The 18,548-nt window shown below is 56.2% G+C and carries 19 protein-coding genes; 14 read left to right on the forward strand and 5 right to left on the reverse strand.

All coding sequences use genetic code 11. The features are described 5' to 3' along the window. Positions 1-212: 212 nt before the first annotated feature. On the forward strand, positions 213-695 hold the full coding sequence (locus tag IV01_RS12155; protein ID WP_032628739.1) for a GNAT family N-acetyltransferase: 483 nt from the start codon (positions 213-215) through the stop codon (positions 693-695). 337 nt (positions 696-1,032) lie between these two features. Continuing rightward, positions 1,033-1,320 (forward strand): DUF1652 domain-containing protein, encoded by a 288-nt coding sequence (locus IV01_RS12150; RefSeq protein ID WP_032628742.1) that lies wholly within the window; start codon positions 1,033-1,035, stop codon positions 1,318-1,320. Between the two features lie 319 nt (positions 1,321-1,639). Here the strand turns inward: IV01_RS12150 and IV01_RS12145 are convergent, their stop codons facing one another. Then, the gene (locus IV01_RS12145) at positions 1,640-2,002 is read right to left on the reverse strand and encodes a hypothetical protein (RefSeq protein ID WP_032628743.1); all 363 of its coding nucleotides are present in this window, start codon (positions 2,000-2,002) and stop codon (positions 1,640-1,642) included. 143 nt (positions 2,003-2,145) lie between these two features. Here IV01_RS12145 and IV01_RS12140 point away from each other — a divergent pair, with 143 nt between their 5' ends. Next, entirely contained in the window at positions 2,146-2,586 is a 441-nt protein-coding gene (locus IV01_RS12140; protein WP_032628745.1) for a DUF4174 domain-containing protein, read from the forward strand. Between the two features lie 134 nt (positions 2,587-2,720). On the opposite strand, the gene IV01_RS12135 is transcribed toward IV01_RS12140, so the two are convergent. Next, positions 2,721-2,999 carry a DUF3509 domain-containing protein gene (locus tag IV01_RS12135; protein WP_032628748.1) on the reverse strand — a complete coding sequence of 93 codons (279 nt, stop codon included), beginning with the start codon at positions 2,997-2,999 and terminating at the stop codon, positions 2,721-2,723. A gap of 452 nt (positions 3,000-3,451) precedes the next feature. On the opposite strand from IV01_RS12135, the gene IV01_RS12130 reads away from it, so the two are divergent. After that, positions 3,452-3,991 (forward strand): ankyrin repeat domain-containing protein, encoded by a 540-nt coding sequence (locus IV01_RS12130; protein ID WP_032628750.1) that lies wholly within the window; start codon positions 3,452-3,454, stop codon positions 3,989-3,991. 94 nt (positions 3,992-4,085) lie between these two features. Then, positions 4,086-4,607, forward strand: a complete 522-nt coding sequence (locus tag IV01_RS12125; protein ID WP_032628752.1) for a hypothetical protein — start codon at positions 4,086-4,088, stop codon at positions 4,605-4,607. Here the strand turns inward: IV01_RS12125 and IV01_RS12120 are convergent. After that, the gene (locus IV01_RS12120; protein ID WP_032628754.1) at positions 4,604-5,530 is read right to left on the reverse strand and encodes a ZIP family metal transporter; all 927 of its coding nucleotides are present in this window, start codon (positions 5,528-5,530) and stop codon (positions 4,604-4,606) included. The genes IV01_RS12125 and IV01_RS12120 overlap by 4 nt on opposite strands. Before the next feature lie 158 nt (positions 5,531-5,688). Between IV01_RS12120 and IV01_RS12115 the strand changes: the two genes are divergently transcribed. From IV01_RS12115 to IV01_RS12085, 7 genes are all read left to right on the forward strand, one after another. Then, entirely contained in the window at positions 5,689-5,880 is a 192-nt protein-coding gene (locus tag IV01_RS12115) for a PLDc N-terminal domain-containing protein (protein ID WP_020291491.1), read from the forward strand. A gap of 401 nt (positions 5,881-6,281) precedes the next feature. Further along, positions 6,282-8,369, forward strand: a complete 2,088-nt coding sequence (locus IV01_RS12110; RefSeq protein WP_032628844.1) for an LTA synthase family protein — start codon at positions 6,282-6,284, stop codon at positions 8,367-8,369. Between the two features lie 260 nt (positions 8,370-8,629). Continuing rightward, on the forward strand, positions 8,630-8,866 hold the full coding sequence (locus tag IV01_RS12105; protein ID WP_032628758.1) for a hypothetical protein: 237 nt from the start codon (positions 8,630-8,632) through the stop codon (positions 8,864-8,866). A 277-nt stretch (positions 8,867-9,143) separates the two neighbouring features. Continuing rightward, the gene (locus IV01_RS12100; protein WP_032628759.1) at positions 9,144-9,485 is read left to right on the forward strand and encodes a ribonuclease E inhibitor RraB; all 342 of its coding nucleotides are present in this window, start codon (positions 9,144-9,146) and stop codon (positions 9,483-9,485) included. A gap of 479 nt (positions 9,486-9,964) precedes the next feature. Further along, positions 9,965-11,374, forward strand: a complete 1,410-nt coding sequence (locus tag IV01_RS12095; RefSeq protein WP_032628760.1) for a circularly permuted type 2 ATP-grasp protein — start codon at positions 9,965-9,967, stop codon at positions 11,372-11,374. 12 nt (positions 11,375-11,386) lie between these two features. Continuing rightward, positions 11,387-12,346: an alpha-E domain-containing protein gene (locus IV01_RS12090; RefSeq protein WP_020291501.1), complete on the forward strand. Its 960-nt coding sequence runs from the start codon at positions 11,387-11,389 to the stop codon at positions 12,344-12,346. Continuing rightward, positions 12,343-13,161 (forward strand): transglutaminase family protein, encoded by an 819-nt coding sequence (locus IV01_RS12085; protein ID WP_032628761.1) that lies wholly within the window; start codon positions 12,343-12,345, stop codon positions 13,159-13,161. The genes IV01_RS12090 and IV01_RS12085 overlap by 4 nt, the downstream gene beginning before the upstream one ends. A gap of 144 nt (positions 13,162-13,305) precedes the next feature. On the opposite strand, the gene IV01_RS12080 is transcribed toward IV01_RS12085, so the two are convergent. Both IV01_RS12080 and IV01_RS12075 read right to left on the reverse strand, forming a co-directional pair. Next, complete coding sequence (locus IV01_RS12080; RefSeq protein ID WP_229636124.1) at positions 13,306-14,136, reverse strand: c-type cytochrome; 831 nt, start codon at positions 14,134-14,136, stop codon at positions 13,306-13,308. After that, positions 14,126-14,497 carry a rhodanese-like domain-containing protein gene (locus tag IV01_RS12075; RefSeq protein WP_032628766.1) on the reverse strand — a complete coding sequence of 124 codons (372 nt, stop codon included), beginning with the start codon at positions 14,495-14,497 and terminating at the stop codon, positions 14,126-14,128. The genes IV01_RS12080 and IV01_RS12075 overlap by 11 nt, the downstream gene beginning before the upstream one ends. Positions 14,498-15,144: 647 nt before the next feature. On the opposite strand from IV01_RS12075, the gene IV01_RS12070 reads away from it, so the two are divergent. Continuing rightward, positions 15,145-16,350 (forward strand): acetyl-CoA C-acetyltransferase, encoded by a 1,206-nt coding sequence (locus IV01_RS12070; protein ID WP_032628769.1) that lies wholly within the window; start codon positions 15,145-15,147, stop codon positions 16,348-16,350. A gap of 29 nt (positions 16,351-16,379) precedes the next feature. After that, positions 16,380-18,524 (forward strand): 3-hydroxyacyl-CoA dehydrogenase NAD-binding domain-containing protein, encoded by a 2,145-nt coding sequence (locus IV01_RS12065; RefSeq protein ID WP_032628772.1) that lies wholly within the window; start codon positions 16,380-16,382, stop codon positions 18,522-18,524. Positions 18,525-18,548: the final 24 nt, after the last annotated feature.

An 18,548-nucleotide genomic window follows, 5' to 3' on the forward strand; every position in this document is an offset into this window, starting at 1 on the left:
TGCATTTTGCAAGGTAGGGTCTGCCGTTACAGGCGTTCTGCATGAGCTCATGCACGTTCGCGATTAGGTGGGGCAGTTTGTAGAGCTAAACTTGTTGTCCCATCATTCCAGGGCAAGCGTGCGACTCCAAACGTTTGCGTCGTGCTAATAGCGTGACTTCGCATATAGTGTCTAAGCGCTTGTTATCCCTTTCTTCAAGAGGTTACTACTCCATGTTTCTGAATCGCCCCCTGGAAGAAAAAGACATCTCCGTCGTGTGCTCACTGCCACAGAATGTCGACGAGCTGTTTTATATGTTCCCCCGAGCGACTTGGCCATTGACCCCGCCGCAGCTCGTAGACGCCCTGGACAATCATTCCGATTCGACGGTGATCGAGATGAATGGCGAGGTGGTGGGTTATGCAAATTTTTCTCGCAGTGATTTTCGCGGTCGGTGTTCGCTGGGCAACGTTATCATCGCGCCCAAGGCCCGCTCCCGAGGCGTTGGGAGATACCTCATCGGTTGCATGATGGATCTGGCGTTCGATAAGCATGAGGCTAGCGAGATGACGGCTTCGTGCTACAACCATAACGTTCCCGGCCTGCTGTTTTACCCGAAGCTGGGGTTTCGGCCGTATGCCATCGACGAACGTCGGGACAAGCACGGCGGTCGCGTGGCATTGATCCATTTGCGGCTTCCCCGTAGCGTTGAGTAAAGGATCCACGAGGACCGTCAGTCGGCTGTAACGGCTGACGAGTCCTCGACTTGGCGTTGTTTTGATTCAAGTCAGTTAAACACGCCGAATAAAGTTGTTAAGTGAATCGATTCTTCTAATTGTTTATATAAGCATTTGGTTAATGCCCAGCTTGGAGCGAATAAATGGAGATTGCTTCAATAGGGTGCGTGGCGTATAACAAAACATGCCTGCGGATTCATGGCGACGTTTATCTGGCTGGCAAAGGAAACTCAATAGGTAGTATCTATCAGTCGTACATATAACAAGCGCAGTCCGCTGTAGTGGGGTTGTGGGCACGCAGAACAAGGAGAAACACATGATTGCGTACAGACTTTCCACCCTCGAGTTACGGAGTATTGTCGAGGGCGCTTTCCTGCCTTTACGTTGTACCTGTAGCGTGGCGCCTGATGCGTCGATGACGGTGCAAATAACCGATCCAGATTCCGAGCGCGTCGAGTTGTTCGTCACCGGAATTTCCTTGGATCGCCTCAACACTACCCGGGAAATCTCCGAGCTGGTGGCAGAGTTGCGCTACGACCTGGCTCACACCCGGCAGCTCCATGGACGGCAGGGCTCACATCGCGGAGTCAGTGGGTTTAGCTAAGTGGAGTGACGGTAATCAGGAGTTCTTCAAGTCGTTTTGACCAGCCGCTGTGCATGATGGCATCGCGGCTTTTGTTTGCCTGATGGTCTAACGTCTAAACGCGTCCACCTAAGCGGATCAGGAACTATACATACGGTCAAACGGGCACTTCGGGCGCTGTGAATTCTTTCTTGGATCCATGACGCCTTACTCTGAGGATTTAGTAATACCCAGTAATAAAATGCTCTCATCGTTGCTCAAGGTTATATAAGCCGTTCGAGGGTTTATATAACCTAATGCGGAGATGTCTTGATCTTAGAGTTCTAGGTTGTACGACCTCCTAATGTATTGAGCGTCTCCGTTCATTTTCGAATAGTAACTTGAACGCTTGGACATCGGCATCAGCGGCAATGTAGTGATCGCGGATCGGTCCTGCTTCAATTTGACCTTCTAGCGCAACACGGATCACCGATGACTTAGGCAGATAGTCCGGCACTTCCCCCAGAATGGTCAGCTCCCGCAGTCGATGCCCGTTCTGCTCAACCGTCGTCAGCCGGACTCGACAGGTGGCTTGCATTGGGATCGGTCCGAACAGTGTGTCCCGGGAGTAGTCGATCTCGGCGATGCCAGATCGAGAGTCTTTCTCAAAATTCATGTCTGCTACCTCTGCATCCATTCGAGTTTTAATTGCGTCTGTAGACATGGATATTCGATCCAATCAAATAGTTCTGACCGATTGGGCGAATGGTCGTCTCCGTTCATCGGGGAACCCATGTAAGTGCATCACACGCTGACTTTCTGCCCCTGAAACGCTGTCCATTGCTTACCTTTCTGGAGGAACGAGTCATGAAATCAGCGCCGTCTCTCATTGCCGCATCTCTCGCGCTTTTGACATCGGGCAGCGTGCACGCCGGCGAGATGAGTAATCCTCTTGTGGTAGAACGTTGGAAATCCCGTCCTTTGGTGGTGATCGTGCCGAATGCTCAGGATCCGATCCTGGTCAGCTTGAAGCGAGCCCTGCAGGAACCTGCAAACCGTGAAGCTTTCATTGAGCGGGAAATGGTCCTGTACACCGTTGTTGATGGCGTAGGTACTCGAAACGACGAGCCTTTAGGCGAGCCTGAAACAGCAGGGCTTCTTAAGGGCCTGGGGGTGGAAACCTCCGCTCCTGGCAGAGTCATACTGGTGGGCAAGGACGGCGGCAAAAAGATGGAGCAAACAGGGCAGGTCTTGCCCAGGGACCTGTTTGCATTGATTGATCAGATGCCCATGCGCCAGAAGCCTTGAACTGTCTTTATCGAAACGTGCCGCGGCAACGCTCAACCACGCAAAAAAAAGCCGTGAATGCTGTACGAGCAATCACGGCTAAATAATGGGAGCGAAGCGTTTGAATCGAACAACAGGGATGAAGCAATCAACAATTAACGCGTGTGATAAGTAGGCAGATCAAAGCGGTGCTGGCTTTGCAGCATCGAGATCGCTGGCAGTTCACTGGCCTGTGCAGCGAGGTCGCGGCGGATTGCGCTAATCACCCATTCCAACTGAACTGGAGTATGGAGCTGGGCGTAGGACACGGAGCGACGAATCTGTTTGCCGTCACCATTACGCAACGAAAGCAGCACACCACCATCCGGACGGGCTTGGGTGGTTACGTCGAATTCGGAAAATACGGAAGCGAATTTTTCTTGAATATAAGTCATGTCTAGCGGCTCCATTGCTCATGGGATAACAAGCTTGGTAGTACTAGTGCAGTGACTGTGCCAGTATTCGAATTATTGTAAAAACGTTATAAATCAACAGCTTACAAATTAAATAAAAATCCTCTCTCGTGCATTCTGCATGAATGGTCATCGGGCATCCTGCATTTTGCGGGTTTTTACCGTTTTTTTTGCATGGGCTGGGGAACTTTGTGCAGGGCGGTATGAGCAGCTGATGGCTCAAGGTGCGGGTGGGGCACATCCTCAGACAGCGATTCTGCTTTTTTATTCGAATACTCAAACAATCAAAAACGCATACCTGCTCTTTCAGCCAGTGGCCATGGGATGTCGGCAACGTGTCTTGACCTGCGGCGAACCGCTCGGGAGACTTGCGGTCATTTGATTACGCCAGGCTGTTTCAGCCTTTAGCTCAGTCTTGAATAACAGGAGTCAACATGTCAGACCAGAACACCACGCACGGCCAAGGGCCTGTGGCCATGACCGATGATGAGGCGCTGGAGTTTGCCGAGCAGGTGTTTGACGTTGCCCGTCGTGGCGATGCGGTCATGCTCGATAAGTTATTAGAGAAGGGCCTGACCCCGAATTTGCGCAATCACAAGGGCGATACGCTGCTGATGCTCGCCAGCTACCACAGCCATCAGGACGCGGTACAGACGCTTCTCAAGTATCAGGCTGACCCGGAAATCCGTAACGACAATGGACAAAGCCCTATCGCGGGGGCCGCGTTCAAAGGGGATCTGGCGGTGGTGAAACTGCTGGTCGAGGCTGGCGCAGAGGTCGAGGGCGCTTCGGCTGACGGGCGCACGGCATTGATGATGGCGGCCATGTTCAACCGCACTGAAATCGTCGACTACCTGATCAGCAAGGGCGCGAACCCGCACGCACAGGATGCCAAGGGCGTTACCCCTCTGGCAGCAGCGCAGACCATGGGCGCTGCCGATACAGCTGAGCAGTTAAGCAAACTGGTCGGCTGATGAATTCATAGACCTGTGAATGCATAGATAGAGGCGCGGAGGATTTGCCGGTATCCTTCGCGCCTTATTTTTTGCTCGGCATCAGGATGACCCCATGAAAAATCAACTCATCGAATTAATCGGTAAAATCAGTTCGGGTTGCATGGGCGAGCAGGATATTGAGCGAATTGCTGATGAAGCAGCCCAGGCTTACGCTGATCCGCAAGCCTTTCTGCAAGCCAACCCGGACGTCAACTACGACGAAACCTTTCCGATTGCCCTCGGTGAGTGGGTGGTGGTTGGCAGCCTCCCGGATACCGTGCTGTTCCAGGCCGATAGCTACATGGATCTGTTTGCCCAGATCGTCGAGTCCTTTGGCCCCGATGTCGCGTTTAATATCAAGCCCAAGCAGCTGGCCAAGGTCGAAGCGTTGACGGCGCTCAACCGGATTCAGATCCAGCTGGGCAGCATGAACAAGGAAATGGGCGGTTACGTGCTGATGAATTTCAGCCAGCCGCTGGATGATGAAATCCAGGCGGTACTGGTATACGGCAACGATCAGGCACGTGTCGTTGAGCTATGTGCTGGCGTGGGCATTCACGCAGCGCCCGCTCTTGAAGCGCTGCGTAACGCTTAACCCAAGGCAGTATCGAGAAACATCATTACCGCAAAACCGCCCATCAGGCCCAGTGTTGCAGAGGTCTGATGGCCGTTGCGATGGGTTTCCGGGATGACTTCATGGGACACCACGAAGATCATAGCCCCGGCCGCCAGACCCAGGCTGATGGGGTAGGCGATGGCGAAACCGCTGGAAATACCCAGGCCGATCAGCGCGCCGATGGGTTCCATCAAACCTGAGCCAATCGCCACCAGCATCGCCTTGAGCGTCGACAAGCCGGTGACCCTGAGCGCAAGGGCGATGGCCAGGCCTTCCGGGATATCTTGAATGGCGATGGCGCTGGCCAATGGCACGCCCACATTCATATCGCCATTGGCAAAGCCGACACCGATGGCCATGCCTTCAGGAAAGTTGTGCAGCGTAATCGCCAACACAAACAGCCAGACCCGATTGATGCGTTCCGAGTGGGGTCCTTGTCGACCAATCGTTTCGTGTTCGTGAGGGGTGAATTTGTCCAGGCCGAGCATCAGCATTACACCCAGACCCAGTCCCAACACCACTGTCGCCGCCGCGAACGGTCCGCTGCCGGTTATTTCCCGAGCCGCCGCAAGCCCCGGCAGGATCAGGGAAAACGAACTGGCAGCGAGCATCATGCCAGCCGCAAAACCCAGCATCACATCCTGGGCGCGTTGCGAGACTTCACGCAGTGCAACCGCCAGCACCGCACCCAGCGCCGTGGCCGCAAACCCCGCCGTTCCGCCCAGCAAGGCGTATTGCAGATTGGCCTGGTTCGCACCATAGATCGCGTTGTAACCGCTTGCGATCACCAGGCCGAGCACCACCAGCAGCACCAGCACCAGCCCGGCGCTGAGCAAAGGCGCGGCCTGTGCCTGAGCGTACCAGGAGGACCAAAGCGTTCGGGGTTGTAACGGGGTTTGCATGACTTCGTGACCTCTTGCCAGGATTTAAGAGCACCGCAGAGCCGCCGCCCAAAAGTTATGGTGCCCAGATTCGGAACCTGTAAATATGCCGTTGGTTCAACGGAACCCTGTAACGTTGCCATCATCTTAGTCAGTAACATTCATTCAGGAGCAACACCATGGGTTCCACTTTCAACGGTTTGGTAGGGCTGATTATCCTCGCCCTCGATATCTGGGCCATCATCAACGTTCTGAAAAGTGGTGCCGAAACCGGGATGAAAATCCTTTGGGTTCTGCTGATCGCGCTGTTGCCGGTGCTGGGCCTGATCATCTGGGCTATTGCAGGGCCGCGGGGGAATGTGCGGATTTAAGCTTTATCTGATGCCAGAAACCAAGCTTTAACCAAAACGCCTGATTGCGCTGAGCTTTCAGGCGTTTTTTATGGGGCGTGCATTCTGGTTGAACCTGGATGACATTCATCGCTGATTGCTGCGTATGTGTAACATTTCAAGTGCCTCAACAAAATTTTCACACCCGGTCCCTGAAAATCCCGCGCGCTTTTCTTGTGATGCTGGCCGGGCGCCGCCAGCTGGGCGAGGGGGCCGAAAAGAGCCTTTCGAGAGCCGCCAGATGAACAAACATCGCACTGCGCTGCTAAATGGCGGGCGATCACGTAAGATTTGCGCCCCGTCGTTCTGCCAGTGTCCCGCGCATCGCCGAACGCATGAGTTTTCCAAACCCTATTTTTGAAACCAACGGATCCCACAACAACATGGCCACAACGGACGCTATGAGTCATAAGCCCGCGTCGTCGCGCTCGCTGCAACCCACCGTCAAATCGCATTTGGCCTACACCCTGCTCAGCGCACTGGTGCTGATGGTGATGTACACGCTGTTGCGTATCGCCTTGCTGGTTTACAACCGCGAGATGATCGGCGACAGCCCGGCCTCGACTTTTGTCGAGGCGCTGTTCAATGGCATGCGATTTGATTTGCGCCTGACGGTTTACCTGCTGATTCCCTTGTTGCTGGCTTTGTTCAGCGCTCGGGCCATGGCGGCTCGCGGTTTCTTCCGTTTCTGGCTGACCCTGGTAGCTAGCATCACGCTGTTCTTCGGCTTGATGGAGATGGACTTCTACCGCGAGTTTCACCAACGCCTCAACGGGCTGGTGTTCCAGTATGTGAAGGAAGATCCGAAAACCGTTCTGAGCATGTTGTGGTACGGCTTCCCGGTGGTTCGCTACCTATTGGCCTGGGCCGTTGTCACCTGGCTGTTGAGCCTGGTGTTCAAAGGCGTTGACCGTATGACTCGTACGCGCCGTGAGTTCAGTGTCAGCAACAGCAGCAACCGCGCTGTTGCGCCGTGGTACGCGCGCATTGGGGTGTTTGTGGTTTGCCTGCTGATCGCTGTCGTCGCCGCTCGCGGTACGTTGCGCCAAGGCCCGCCGCTGCGTTGGGGTGATGCTTACACCACCGAATCGAATTTCGCCAACACCCTGGGTCTGAACGGCACCTTGACGCTGATCGCGGCTGCGAAAAGCCGGATGTCCGAAGATCGCGACAATATCTGGAAGGCGACACTGCCCCAGCCACAGGCCCAGCAAACGGTTCGCGACATGCTGCTGACCGCTAACGACAAGCTGGTTGAGCCGAATCTGGCTGCCGTTCGCCGCGATTTCACGCCGCCCGTGCAGAACACGCTGCCGATCAAGAACGTGGTCGTGATCCTGATGGAGAGCTTTGCCGGACACTCCGTCGGTGCGCTGGGTGATGAAGCCAATATCACTCCTTACTTCGACAAACTGTCCAAGGAAGGGCTGCTGTTCGACCGTTTCTTTTCCAACGGTACCCATACCCACCAAGGCATGTTCGCCACCATGGCGTGCTTCCCGAACCTGCCGGGTTTCGAATACCTGATGCAGACGCCCGAGGGCTCTCACAAGTTGTCCGGTTTGCCACAACTGCTCAGCGCTCGTGGTTATGACGATGTTTACGTCTACAACGGCGACTTCGCCTGGGACAATCAGTCGGGCTTTTTCAGCAACCAGGGTATGACCACCTTCATAGGCCGAAATGACTTCGTCAATCCGGTGTTCTCGGATCCGACCTGGGGGGTTTCCGACCAGGACATGTTCGACCGTGGCGCTCAAGAGTTGCAGGCCCGCGGCAAAAGCGGCAAGCCGTTCTATGCCTTGTTGCAGACCTTGTCCAACCACACGCCTTATGCCTTGCCGCCGAAGTTGCCGATGGAAGCTGTCACCGGCCACGGCACGCTGGACGAACATTTGACCGCCATGCGTTATTCGGACTGGGCATTGGGTCAGTTCTTCGAGAAAGCCAAGAAAGAACCGTATTACAAGGAAACCCTGTTCGTGGTGGTCGGCGATCACGGTTTCGGCAACAACCAGCAGATCACTGAAATGGACCTGGGGCGCTTCAACGTTCCGCTGCTGCTCATTGCGCCGGGCATGCAGGAGAAGTTCGGTCAGCGCAGCAGCATTGTCGGTACGCAGATCGACATCGTGCCGACCATCATGGGCCGCCTGGGCGGCGAAACCCGCCACCAGTGCTGGGGTCGTGACTTGCTCAATCTGCCGGAAGGGGACAAAGGCTTCGGTGTCATCAAACCTTCGGGTAGCGAGCAGACCGTTGCCTTGGTCACCGGCGACCGGATCCTGATCGAGCCCAAGGAAATGGAACCCAAGGTTCTGTCCTACACCCTGGGCCGCACGCCACACGCCGAAGTGATTCCGGACGCGCCGGACACTCAGGCGCTGCGCGAGAAGCTGGACAGCTTCCTGCAAACGGCCACCAAGAGCCTGCTGGATAACACGGCCGGGGTCGAAGCCAGTAAAAACTGATCCCCAGCCCCAATAAACAAAAAGCCCCTCATTGCAGGGGCTTTTTGTTTTCCGTGGGGCATCCCCATGACTCTGTGGGAGCAAGCTTGCTTGCGAATACGATTTATCGGGCCCGATAAAATGGCTGGATGTACCGTCCTCTTCGCGAGCAAGCTCGCTCCCACAAAAAAACAACTCCAGTGCGCTATGGTCTGAACGAATCCCCGCGCAAAAAGGTCAAGATCACGTGAGCCGCGTTCTCGGCTGCTGAGGAGACATTGATGAAACAGTGGACCATTTCCTATCTCGACAAAGATGGTGTGCAACAAAATGTTGTTCTTGATTCAGAGCATCGTCCCAGTGAGGAAGAGGCCGCTATTCAACTTCGTCCGAAGCTGTTTCCGGTGGCTACTGAGCTGGATATGAACGACCTCGAAGGCCGTACTGCCGAGCCAACGGTGAAAACCCTTAAAGAACAGAATGCCGTTCAAATCATCTCTATCATCGAAGCGTCATGATCGTGTGCAGGTGAAAAAATGCTTCGGCGGGTCATTGGCAGAACGCCGGAGATAGGGTTACTCTGAAATCGAGGCTGGCGAAGTGATTCTCCAGTCTCTTCCATGTCGATGCCTGTCTGGAGCCTGCTATATGGCTAGCGCCTCATAGCCCGGACATGGCCTTGTCAGCTACATGCTTGATCCCCTGCGTCGGAGCAACTGGCGCTTGGCAGCCTTTGCAGAAAGGCTGCTTCAGGAATGTTGAAACTCTATCTATCGTTGCATAGGAGGACGTTTCATGAGCACAGCCAATCAAGAGGACATCAGCAGTAACGTACTGCGCCGCATGAAAGAAGGCGGTTTCGATTTCGCACGCATCTATCCGATCGAGTTCTACGCCGTTTTCCCGGATGAGGAGCGGGCGCGGCAAGCAGCAGAACAGTACCGTGGTGAGTCACTCAATACCCAGATCAACATCCGCGACGACGGCGCATGGCACTTGCAGCTGAGCAAGGTCATGCACGCGACCTATGACGGTATTGGTGATTTTGAACAAGACTTCCAGGCCGCCATCACGCCATTGGACGGCGAGGTTGAGGGGTGGGGTGTGACCCAGGAGATCAGACGATTCCACTCCTGATGCATTTGGTACATGTTGAACAGCCGGTCAATTCTGGGGTATGCGTCCTGCGAATTGGCCGGTTTTAGTTTGTGGGTTCTAAAGGTTGCCGCGACTATTCGCAGACTCGGATGCCGAGCAGCAGACAAAAAAAAGCCACTCGGTAAGAGTGGCTCAAAGGGAAGTTCGTCAGTTCAGCGTCAAGGTCGATTTCAGTCGCGACTTGAAACGGGGCAGTTAAATCAGCTATTGCCCGGATGTCGTTGATTATGTGGAAACAATATGGCCTCGTGAAATCAACTCTGACTATGCTAATCATAGATTTTGCAGCGGTAGGACGCTTCCGAATGAGGCGTAGGAGAATTGGTTGAGAAGCTTCTTGCACAGGAATGGTGCGATGAGTTCTTCGTCTTTATATAACCAGTTGATATTTAAGCGTTTATGCCGATGGCACGGGCCTTGCGAAGGCCCTTGGTGTCCGTGGTGACAAGGAGTACGGCATGATCCGCACCTTTTATGATGAGATGTACGATGCTGGCGGCCTGGTCCGCCCGCATTATCGGGAATTTGCCCGCTGGCTTGGCGAGACGCCGCCTGAGCTTCTGGCTCAGCGCAGACGCGAAGCCGACCTTTTGTTTCATCGCGCCGGGATTACCTTCACGTTGTACGGTGATGAGCAGGGGACCGAGCGGCTGATCCCGTTCGATACCATTCCTCGCAGCATTCCTGCCAGTGAATGGCGGGTGGTCGAGCGCGGCTGCATACAGCGTGTCAAAGCGCTGAACATGTTCCTCGCCGATCTGTATCACGAGCAGCGGATTATCAAAGCTGGGGTTATCCCGGCCGAGCAGGTGCTGGCCAACGAGCAGTATCAGTTGGCGATGCAGGGGCTCAATCTTCATCGTGATCTGTATTCGCATATTTCCGGGGTCGACCTGGTGCGTGATGGCGATGGCACCTATTACGTGCTCGAAGACAACCTGCGCACGCCAAGCGGCGTGAGCTACATGCTCGAAGACCGCAAAATGATGATGCGTCTCTTCCCTGAGCTGTTTGCGGCTCAGCGTATTGCGCCCATTGATCATTACCCGAATCTGCTCCTCGATACGCTAAAAAGCTCCAGCCCGCTGGATAATCCGAGCGTGGTCGTATTGACGCCTGGTCGCTTCAACAGCGCATTTTTCGAGCATGCTTTTCTCGCTCGGGAAATGGGTGTCGAGTTGGTTGAAGGCGCCGATCTGTTTGTGCGTGATGATCGGGTCTTTATGCGCACCACTGACGGGCCCAAGGCTGTAGATGTGATCTACCGCCGTCTGGATGATGCGTTCCTCGATCCGTTGGCGTTCAACCCCGATTCCATGCTCGGCGTCCCTGGTCTGCTGTCGGCCTATCGTTCGGGCAATGTGGTGTTAGCCAACGCCATCGGTACCGGGGTCGCGGATGACAAGTCGATCTACCCGTACGTCACGGACATGATTCGCTTCTATCTGGATGAAGAGCCCATCCTCAAGAACGTACCGACCTGGCAATGCCGCAAACCTGCGGACTTGTCCCACGTCCTGGCTAACCTGTCGCAACTGGTGGTCAAGGAAACCCAAGGTTCTGGTGGTTATGGCATGTTGGTCGGCCCTGCGGCCAGCGCTGCGGAGATCGAGTCGTTTCGCGCCCGCCTGAAGGCCAAGCCCCACGCGTATATCGCGCAACCCACGCTGTGTTTGTCGACGTGCCCGACCTTTGTCGAAAACGGCATCGCGCCGCGCCACATCGATTTGCGCCCGTTTGTCCTTTCTGGTCGTGAAACCCGCGTCGTACCCGGTGGGCTCACCCGCGTTGCGCTCCGCGAAGGATCGCTGGTGGTGAACTCGTCTCAAGGTGGCGGAACAAAAGACACCTGGGTGGTCGAGGATTAAGGATGCCTGCCAATGCTAAGTAGAACTGCCTCGGATTTATATTGGATGTCGCGTTATCTGGAGCGAGCGGAAAACCTCGCCCGGATGCTGGACGTCAGTTATTCGCTGTCTTTGATGCCGCAGGATGGACGCGGCGACGGCCTGGACGAACTGGCGATGCCGCTATTGATCACTGGCACGCTGGACCATTATCTGGAGCGCCACGGCGAGCTGCATGCCGAACGCCTGCTGCATTTTTTTGCCCTCGACGCCAGCAACCCGGCGAGCATCTATAGTTGCCTCGGCGCGGCACGGGCCAGCGCCCATGCGGTGCGTGGGCGAATCACCGCTGACATGTGGGAAAACATCAACGCCACATGGCTGGAGATTCGTGGTATCGCCGAACAAGGCCTCAGCCGTTACGGCATGAGCCGTTTCTGTGAGTGGGTCAAAGAGCGTTCGCATCTGTTTCGCGGCGCGACCTACGGCACGATCATGCGTCACGATGCCTTTCGTTTCATTCGTCTGGGGACGTTTATCGAGCGCGCCGACAATACGTTGCGCCTGCTTGATGCCCGTTACGAAATGCTTGAACTGCGCGGCCGCGATACCCATCAGGTCTCCGACAGCTCGGCTCATGGTTACTACCAATGGAGTGCCTTGCTGCGCGCGCTGTCATCGTTCGAGGCCTACACCGAGTTGTACCGCGACGCGCCAGGTGCTCGTCAGGTAGCCGAACTGTTGCTGTTGCGTCCCGATATCCCACGCTCCCTGAGTGCCTGCCTCGAAGAATTGGATCTGATCCTCGCCAGTCTGCCCGGCGCCAATGGGCGTCCTGCCCAGCGTCTGGCGGCAGAGCTGGATGCACGCCTGCGCTACACCGGGATCGACGAAATCCTGGAGGAGGGCCTGCACGAGTGGTTGAACGAATTCATTCCGTTGGTAGCCCAATTGGGTAACGCAATTCACACTTCTTATCTGGAGGCTGCATGAGACTCTCAATTAGCCACGAGACGACCTATCACTACGAGGATCAGGTACGCGCCAGCATCCAGTATTTGCGTCTGACGCCCCATGACAGCGAGCGCCAACAAGTGCTCAGCTGGCAACTGAGTCTGCCGCGTCCGGTTCGTGCGCAAATCGACCCGTTCGGAAATATCCTGCACGTGCTGACCATGGATGAGCCTCATGAAGCGATCATCATTGGTGCCCGTGGCCAAGTGGAGATTGATGAAAAACGTGAATCCGAACACGAAAGCCAGTCACCTTTGCCGTTTCTGCGTTTCACTCGGCTAACCGAGCCTGACGAAGCGATTCGAGCCTTCGCTACCAAACAGTGTCGCAAGCGCAAGGATCGCAGTAGTTTGATCGACCTGATGCACGCATTGAATCAGCACATCACCTACACGCCTGGCTCCACCGAGGTTGATACCAGCGCCGCTCAGGCGTTTGCCGGGCGCTCCGGTGTTTGTCAGGATCACGCCCACGCGTTTATTGCCTGTGCCCGCAGCCTGGGTATCCCGGCGCGGTATGTGTCCGGTTACCTGTACAGCGAAGATAGCGAACATCTGGCCAGTCACGCCTGGGCGGAAGCATGGGTCGACGATGCTTGGTACAGCTTTGACGTGACCAACCAGTTGGCTATTCCGGAGCGCCATTTGAAACTGGCAGTTGGCCTGGATTACCTTGACGCTTGCCCGGTCCGTGGCATGCGCCGTGGCGGCGGCTGTGAGCAGATGCACGCCAAGGTCCTCGTCGCGCCTATGCCCGGCGCACCGAAGGTGTTGATGCAGGTGCAGCATCAGTAGTTAGTGACACGTGTTTACGTCTGTAGGCGCTCACGAGCAACGCGAGGCAGCGATAGCGGTTTGTCTGACACACCGCTATCGCTGGCCTCGTAACCTCGGTGAGCTCCTACAGGTCCTGAGTTTATTCAGGGAGGCCGCCATCGGTCATTGGCGACGTCGCTCAGCCATGTGCTCCAGATAATCCAATACCCTATCCAGCTCCGTATCCGAAAGTACCTGCTCGGGGATCGCGGGCATTTTGCCCTGAGGCCAGCTGCGCAGGCTTTGAGGATCGCGGATGTATTGGCGCAAATAACCAGCGCTGAAGTATTCCGTTGGGCTGTGTGGCTCGTTCAGGTCCGGACCCAGCTGTGAGTCTCCTCCGCCGTTAAGGCGATGGCAGGCCAGACAGTTCTTTTGAAACAGCGTGAAACCCTGATTGACCGGATCGTCGGCTGCCAGTTTTGAGTCGGGTTTCATGGCCGGGAAGCGTGCGCCAACCGGTGCCAGGACACTGATTTTGCTGATCGCATATGGCCATTCTTCACGGTGGATATTGTCGATTTGAGGGTCGGTCCACACCAGATAAAACGGTCCGGCGCTGTGCAAGCCGTTGTTCACGGCTGGCCAAGGGTGATTGGGATCTTCGATGGCGAGCCAGGCTCTGGAACCTCTGGTTTGCAACAGCGGAGCCGCTGGCAGTTCAGCGGCAAACCCATCGGTGGCCACGGCCTGCACATGATCCTGCCCACTGACGCCCTCAAGCAACGCGGCAAGCGGAAGGGCGCGATAGGTCATGGTGTGCTTGTAAGCCACGTCGTTGCTGATTGTGAGAGTCTGGATTTGCGGATGGCTGAGCAGTTGGCTGGTTTCCCAGCTCCTGCCGCCACCTGACTGTTCGATCGTCAGGGTGGCTGCATGCAGGGGACCGGCCAACGCTGCTGTCAATGCCAGCGAGGCCCAAGTCAAAATAGAACGCAAAAAGCTACTCCGCAGGATCGTCGGTAATGTCGTACAGGGCGTTGTGCAGTTCTTCGTAATTGCCACCATTGATGACGCTGTAGTAGCCAGCCTTGTTCAGTTTGTCCTGAGCCTTGCTGGCTTTTTCGTCGCTGCTGCTAAACACGACAAACACCACGTTACGGTCGTTGAGCACCTGCTTGATCTGAGGCACCAGCCGTTGTTCTTCAATGCGCACTGCATTGAGTACAGTGCCTGCGTCGTAATCCGTCTGGTTGCGAACATCGACGGCAAGCTTTCCTTCCTTCAGGGCCGCGACCGCCACCGCCTGCTCGACGTCGCCTGCCGCTGCCGAGCCGCAGATCATCATCAATATCAGTGCTGACCACTTGCTCATACCTGCACCTCCCTCATGCACGAGTACAGAGATTGGCATAGATGGGAGCTGCCCGGAAGCGCAGCGGAGCCAGCAGGCTTCGTAGGATAAGTCGGCGATCAGCCGAACAACCTGGTCAGATTTGGCAAAATCAGTAACAGAGTCGTGGCGAACACAATAAGTCCGGCCTGACGTACTTTCGAACGTTTGAACATGGCGGTCTGCCTTTTTTTGTTATTCCTGAGCGACAAAAGCTCACCGAATTCATCGTGAATGTCGGGCAGCTGGCAAAGGTGATTCTCTGAGCAAAAGTGACCCGGCAAAGCCTGCCGGTTGTCCGCGCGTTGCAAGTAGTTATTATCGCGCCGCTAATGCTACAGACTTAACCTTAGAGTCCACGTGCCCTGCTATTTAGACCTCTTTCGTATTAGAGCCTAGTTTTAAGGCATAACCGGTTCTAAGTGAGCAGGTTCGGTCGCTGACATTCCCCTGCTAGACGCCTTTAGCCACCGCGGACCGTTGAGGAGGGTTGGGCGCCGTTCGTCCGGGTCGGATTTTTCCTACAGTTGGGGTTGGCCTTGAAGCTGGGTTGAAAATTGAATCCCGTCGGGATGCAGCTAAGGTGTTAGCACGCATCACCCGAGAACAATAAGGATTCAGGGGACTTCATGACCGAAGCTTTGATTTTCGACGCGGTACGCACCCCACGCGGCAGAGGCAAGCCCGATGGTGCGCTGTACAGCATCAAACCGGTGAACCTGATGGCCGGTTTGTTGAGCGCATTGCAGGCGCGTAACCGGCTGGATACGACGCAGGTCGACGATATCGTCCTGGGTTGCGTGACGCCGGTAGCTGATCAGGGCGCAGATATAGCCAAGACTGCCGCTCTGGTGGCGGACTGGGATGTCAGCGTTGCGGGTGTGCAGATCAATCGGTTTTGCGCGTCAGGTCTGGAGGCCGTGAATCTTGGGGCCATGAAGATTCGATCGGGTTTTGAAGAGTTGGTCGTGGTGGGCGGGGTGGAATCCATGTCCCGAGTGCCCATGGGCAGCGATGGCGGAGCCTGGGTGCTGGATCCGCAGACCAATCTGCATTGCCATTTCACCCCGCAGGGTATCGGGGCCGATTTGATCGCGACACTGGAGGGCTTCACACGGCAGGATGTGGACGCCTATGCCCTGGCATCACAGCTCAAGGCGGCAAGAGCCCGGCAAGACGGTTCATTCAAAAAGTCCCTGATCCCCGTGCGTGACCAGAACGGCTTGCTGCTGTTGGATCACGATGAGTTCATCCGCGCGGACTCGACGCTGGACGGGCTGAGTAAACTCAAGCCGAGTTTCGAATCGATTGGTCAGATGGGTTTCGATGCCACGGCATTGCGTGTCTACAGTCATGTCGAGCGCATCCACCACGTGCATACACCGGGCAACAGTTCCGGCATCGTCGACGGGGCCGCCGCCATGCTGATCGGTTCGGAGTCCAAGGGCAGAGCCTTGGGTTTGCGAGCGCGGGGCCGGATCGTCGCCACAGCCGTAACCGGTACTGACCCGACCATCATGCTGACCGGTCCGGCCCCGGCGACGCGCAAGGCACTGATCAAGGCGGGTCTCAAGATAGACGACATCGACCTGTTTGAGGTCAATGAAGCCTTTGCTTCCGTGGTGCTCAAATTCATCAAGGATCTGCAAGTGGACCCTGGCAGGGTCAACGTCAACGGCGGTTCCATCGCCATGGGCCATCCGCTGGGTGCTACTGGCTGCATGATCCTCGGCACATTGCTTGATGAACTGGAAGCGCGCCAGTTGCGCTTCGGCCTGGCGACGCTATGTGTCGGCGGTGGTATGGGGATCGCCACCATCATCGAGCGTTGCTGAGCCCACTCTCCGATTGCAGAGACTATTTCATGACCGATGCTATCAAGTATGAAAAGGGTCAGGACAACATCGTGGTCCTGACTATCGATATGCCAGGGCACAGCGCCAATATCATGAACGCGAGCTGGCGCCAGGCGATGAGCGCAACCCTTGTCAGATTGACGGAAGACAAAGACTCGATTGCCGGGGTGATCCTCACTTCGGGTAAAAAAACCTTTTTTGCCGGGGGGGATCTCAACGAATTGATTCAGGTGGGCAAGGACCGGGCCCAGTGGTTTCAGGCAATGATCCAGAGTCTCAAGCAACAGTTGCGTGGTCTGGAGACCCTCGGCAAACCGGTGGTGGCTGCAATCAATGGTTCAGCCCTGGGTGGCGGTTTCGAAATCTGTCTGGCCTGTCATCACCGGATTTCGCTGGATATTCCCGGCATGCAAATTGGCTTGCCGGAAGTGACACTGGGCTTGCTCCCGGGGGGCGGCGGGATTGTGCGAATGGTCCGCATGTTGGGGCTGGAGCGCGCGCTGCCGCATCTGCTGGAAGGTAAAGGCCTCACAGCCCGGGATGCGCTGGCAGCCGGGCTGATTGACGACATTGCCAATGATCGGGACGAGATGCTGCATCGGGCACGGGCCTGGATTACTGCCCATCCGGTGATCATCCAACCATGGGACAGGCCGGGTTATCAGATCCCCGGTGGAACGCCTGCCCATCCCAAAGTGGCGCAGATGCTCGCCATCGCACCGTCCATTCTGCGCAGCAAGACTCAGGGGTGTTTCCCGGCACCGGAGAAAATCTTGTGCGCAGCCGTCGAAGGCGCGCAGGTGGATTTCGAGACTGCACAGTTGATCGAGACCCGCTATTTCACTGAGCTGGTCACCGGTCAGGTGGCGAAGAACATGATTGGCACCTTCTGGTTTCAGCTCAATGAAATCAAACAGGGCAGCTCGCGTCCCAAGCATTTCCCAGTCGTGCCGACCCGCAAGCTCGGCGTACTGGGAGCGGGCATGATGGGCGCGGGGATTGCTTACGTCAGCGCCTGTGCGGGCATAAGCGTCGTACTGAAAGATCTCAATCTGGCAACGGCGCAAAAGGGCCGTGAGCACTCTGCCCGGTTACTGGCCCGGCAGGTTGCCAGCGGCAGGATCAGCGCTGAGCAAAGTGAAGTTATTCTGGCGCGGATTCACAGCACGGGCCGTGACTCCGATCTGCAGGGCTGTGATCTGATCATCGAGGCGGTGTTCGAGGATCGTGAGCTCAAAGCCAGAGTCAGTGCGGCAGCGGAGCGATTGGCGCTGAAAAATGCTTTGATTGCGTCCAACACCTCGACACTGCCCATCACCGGCCTGGCGTCGTCGATTCCCGACCCGCAACGCTTCATCGGGCTGCATTTTTTCAGCCCCGTGGAGAAGATGCAGTTGGTGGAAATCATCAAGGGTGCGCAGACCAGTGACGCCACACTGGCCCGTGCTTTTGACTTCGTACAGCAGATCAAAAAAATCCCGATTGTGGTCAGTGACAGTCGTGGCTTCTTCACTTCACGGGTATTCGCGACCTTCACCAACGAAGGCATTGCCATGCTCGGCGAAGGAGTTCCCGCGCCCATGATCGAAACCGAAGCGCGCAAGGCGGGCATGCCTGTGGGACCGTTGGCGGTGTCTGATGAAGTGTCGTTGAGTCTGATGAGCCACATCCGCGGCCAGGCCGTCAGAGACCTTGTCGCTGAGGGCAAACCTGCGCTGCAGCATCCAGCGACAGCATTGATTGATCTGATGGTCGACGAGTTCAAACGCTTCGGCAAGGCCTCGGGTGCCGGCTTCTACGATTATCCGCAAGGCGCGCCCAAGCATCTTTGGCCGGAACTCAAAAAGCACTTTGAAAAGCCTGACCGGCACATCCCGGCGCAGGACGTCCGTGATCGCCTGCTGTTCGTTCAGGCGATTGAAACCGTGCGCTGCCTGGAGGAGGGGGTATTGCACTCCGTAGCCGACGCCAATATCGGCTCGATCTTCGGCATCGGCTTCGCAGGCTGGACGGGTGGAGCGCTACAGTTCATCAATCAATACGGCCTGGCAGGCTTCATCGCCCGGGCGCGGTATCTGGCTGAACATTACGGCGACCGTTTCCAGCCGCCGTCGCTGTTGCTGCATAAGGCGCTCAAGGGGCAAGCATTCTAATCCGCAACCGGTTCAGCGCCAGTT

Source organism: Pseudomonas syringae (assembly GCF_000737245.1).
GTDB lineage: Bacteria > Pseudomonadota > Gammaproteobacteria > Pseudomonadales > Pseudomonadaceae > Aquipseudomonas > Aquipseudomonas syringae_J.

Bases quoted from the DNA above. Each gene is read 5' to 3' on its own strand.
- IV01_RS12145 (WP_032628743.1), bottom strand. From the start codon at position 2,002: ATGTCTACAGACGCAATTAAAACTCGAATGGATGCAGAGGTAGCAGAC.
- IV01_RS12065 (WP_032628772.1), top strand. From the start codon at position 16,380: ATGACCGATGCTATCAAGTATGAAAAGGGTCAGGACAACATCGTGGTC.
- IV01_RS12095 (WP_032628760.1), top strand. From the start codon at position 9,965: ATGATCCGCACCTTTTATGATGAGATGTACGATGCTGGCGGCCTGGTC.
- IV01_RS12135 (WP_032628748.1), bottom strand. From the start codon at position 2,999: ATGACTTATATTCAAGAAAAATTCGCTTCCGTATTTTCCGAATTCGAC.
- IV01_RS12090 (WP_020291501.1), top strand. From the start codon at position 11,387: ATGCTAAGTAGAACTGCCTCGGATTTATATTGGATGTCGCGTTATCTG.
- IV01_RS12100 (WP_032628759.1), top strand. From the start codon at position 9,144: ATGAGCACAGCCAATCAAGAGGACATCAGCAGTAACGTACTGCGCCGC.
- IV01_RS12155 (WP_032628739.1), top strand. From the start codon at position 213: ATGTTTCTGAATCGCCCCCTGGAAGAAAAAGACATCTCCGTCGTGTGC.
- IV01_RS12150 (WP_032628742.1), top strand. From the start codon at position 1,033: ATGATTGCGTACAGACTTTCCACCCTCGAGTTACGGAGTATTGTCGAG.
- IV01_RS12115 (WP_020291491.1), top strand. From the start codon at position 5,689: ATGGGTTCCACTTTCAACGGTTTGGTAGGGCTGATTATCCTCGCCCTC.
- IV01_RS12125 (WP_032628752.1), top strand. From the start codon at position 4,086: ATGAAAAATCAACTCATCGAATTAATCGGTAAAATCAGTTCGGGTTGC.
- IV01_RS12130 (WP_032628750.1), top strand. From the start codon at position 3,452: ATGTCAGACCAGAACACCACGCACGGCCAAGGGCCTGTGGCCATGACC.
- IV01_RS12105 (WP_032628758.1), top strand. From the start codon at position 8,630: ATGAAACAGTGGACCATTTCCTATCTCGACAAAGATGGTGTGCAACAA.
- IV01_RS12110 (WP_032628844.1), top strand. From the start codon at position 6,282: ATGGCCACAACGGACGCTATGAGTCATAAGCCCGCGTCGTCGCGCTCG.
- IV01_RS12075 (WP_032628766.1), bottom strand. From the start codon at position 14,497: ATGAGCAAGTGGTCAGCACTGATATTGATGATGATCTGCGGCTCGGCA.
- IV01_RS12120 (WP_032628754.1), bottom strand. From the start codon at position 5,530: ATGCAAACCCCGTTACAACCCCGAACGCTTTGGTCCTCCTGGTACGCT.
- IV01_RS12070 (WP_032628769.1), top strand. From the start codon at position 15,145: ATGACCGAAGCTTTGATTTTCGACGCGGTACGCACCCCACGCGGCAGA.
- IV01_RS12140 (WP_032628745.1), top strand. From the start codon at position 2,146: ATGAAATCAGCGCCGTCTCTCATTGCCGCATCTCTCGCGCTTTTGACA.
- IV01_RS12085 (WP_032628761.1), top strand. From the start codon at position 12,343: ATGAGACTCTCAATTAGCCACGAGACGACCTATCACTACGAGGATCAG.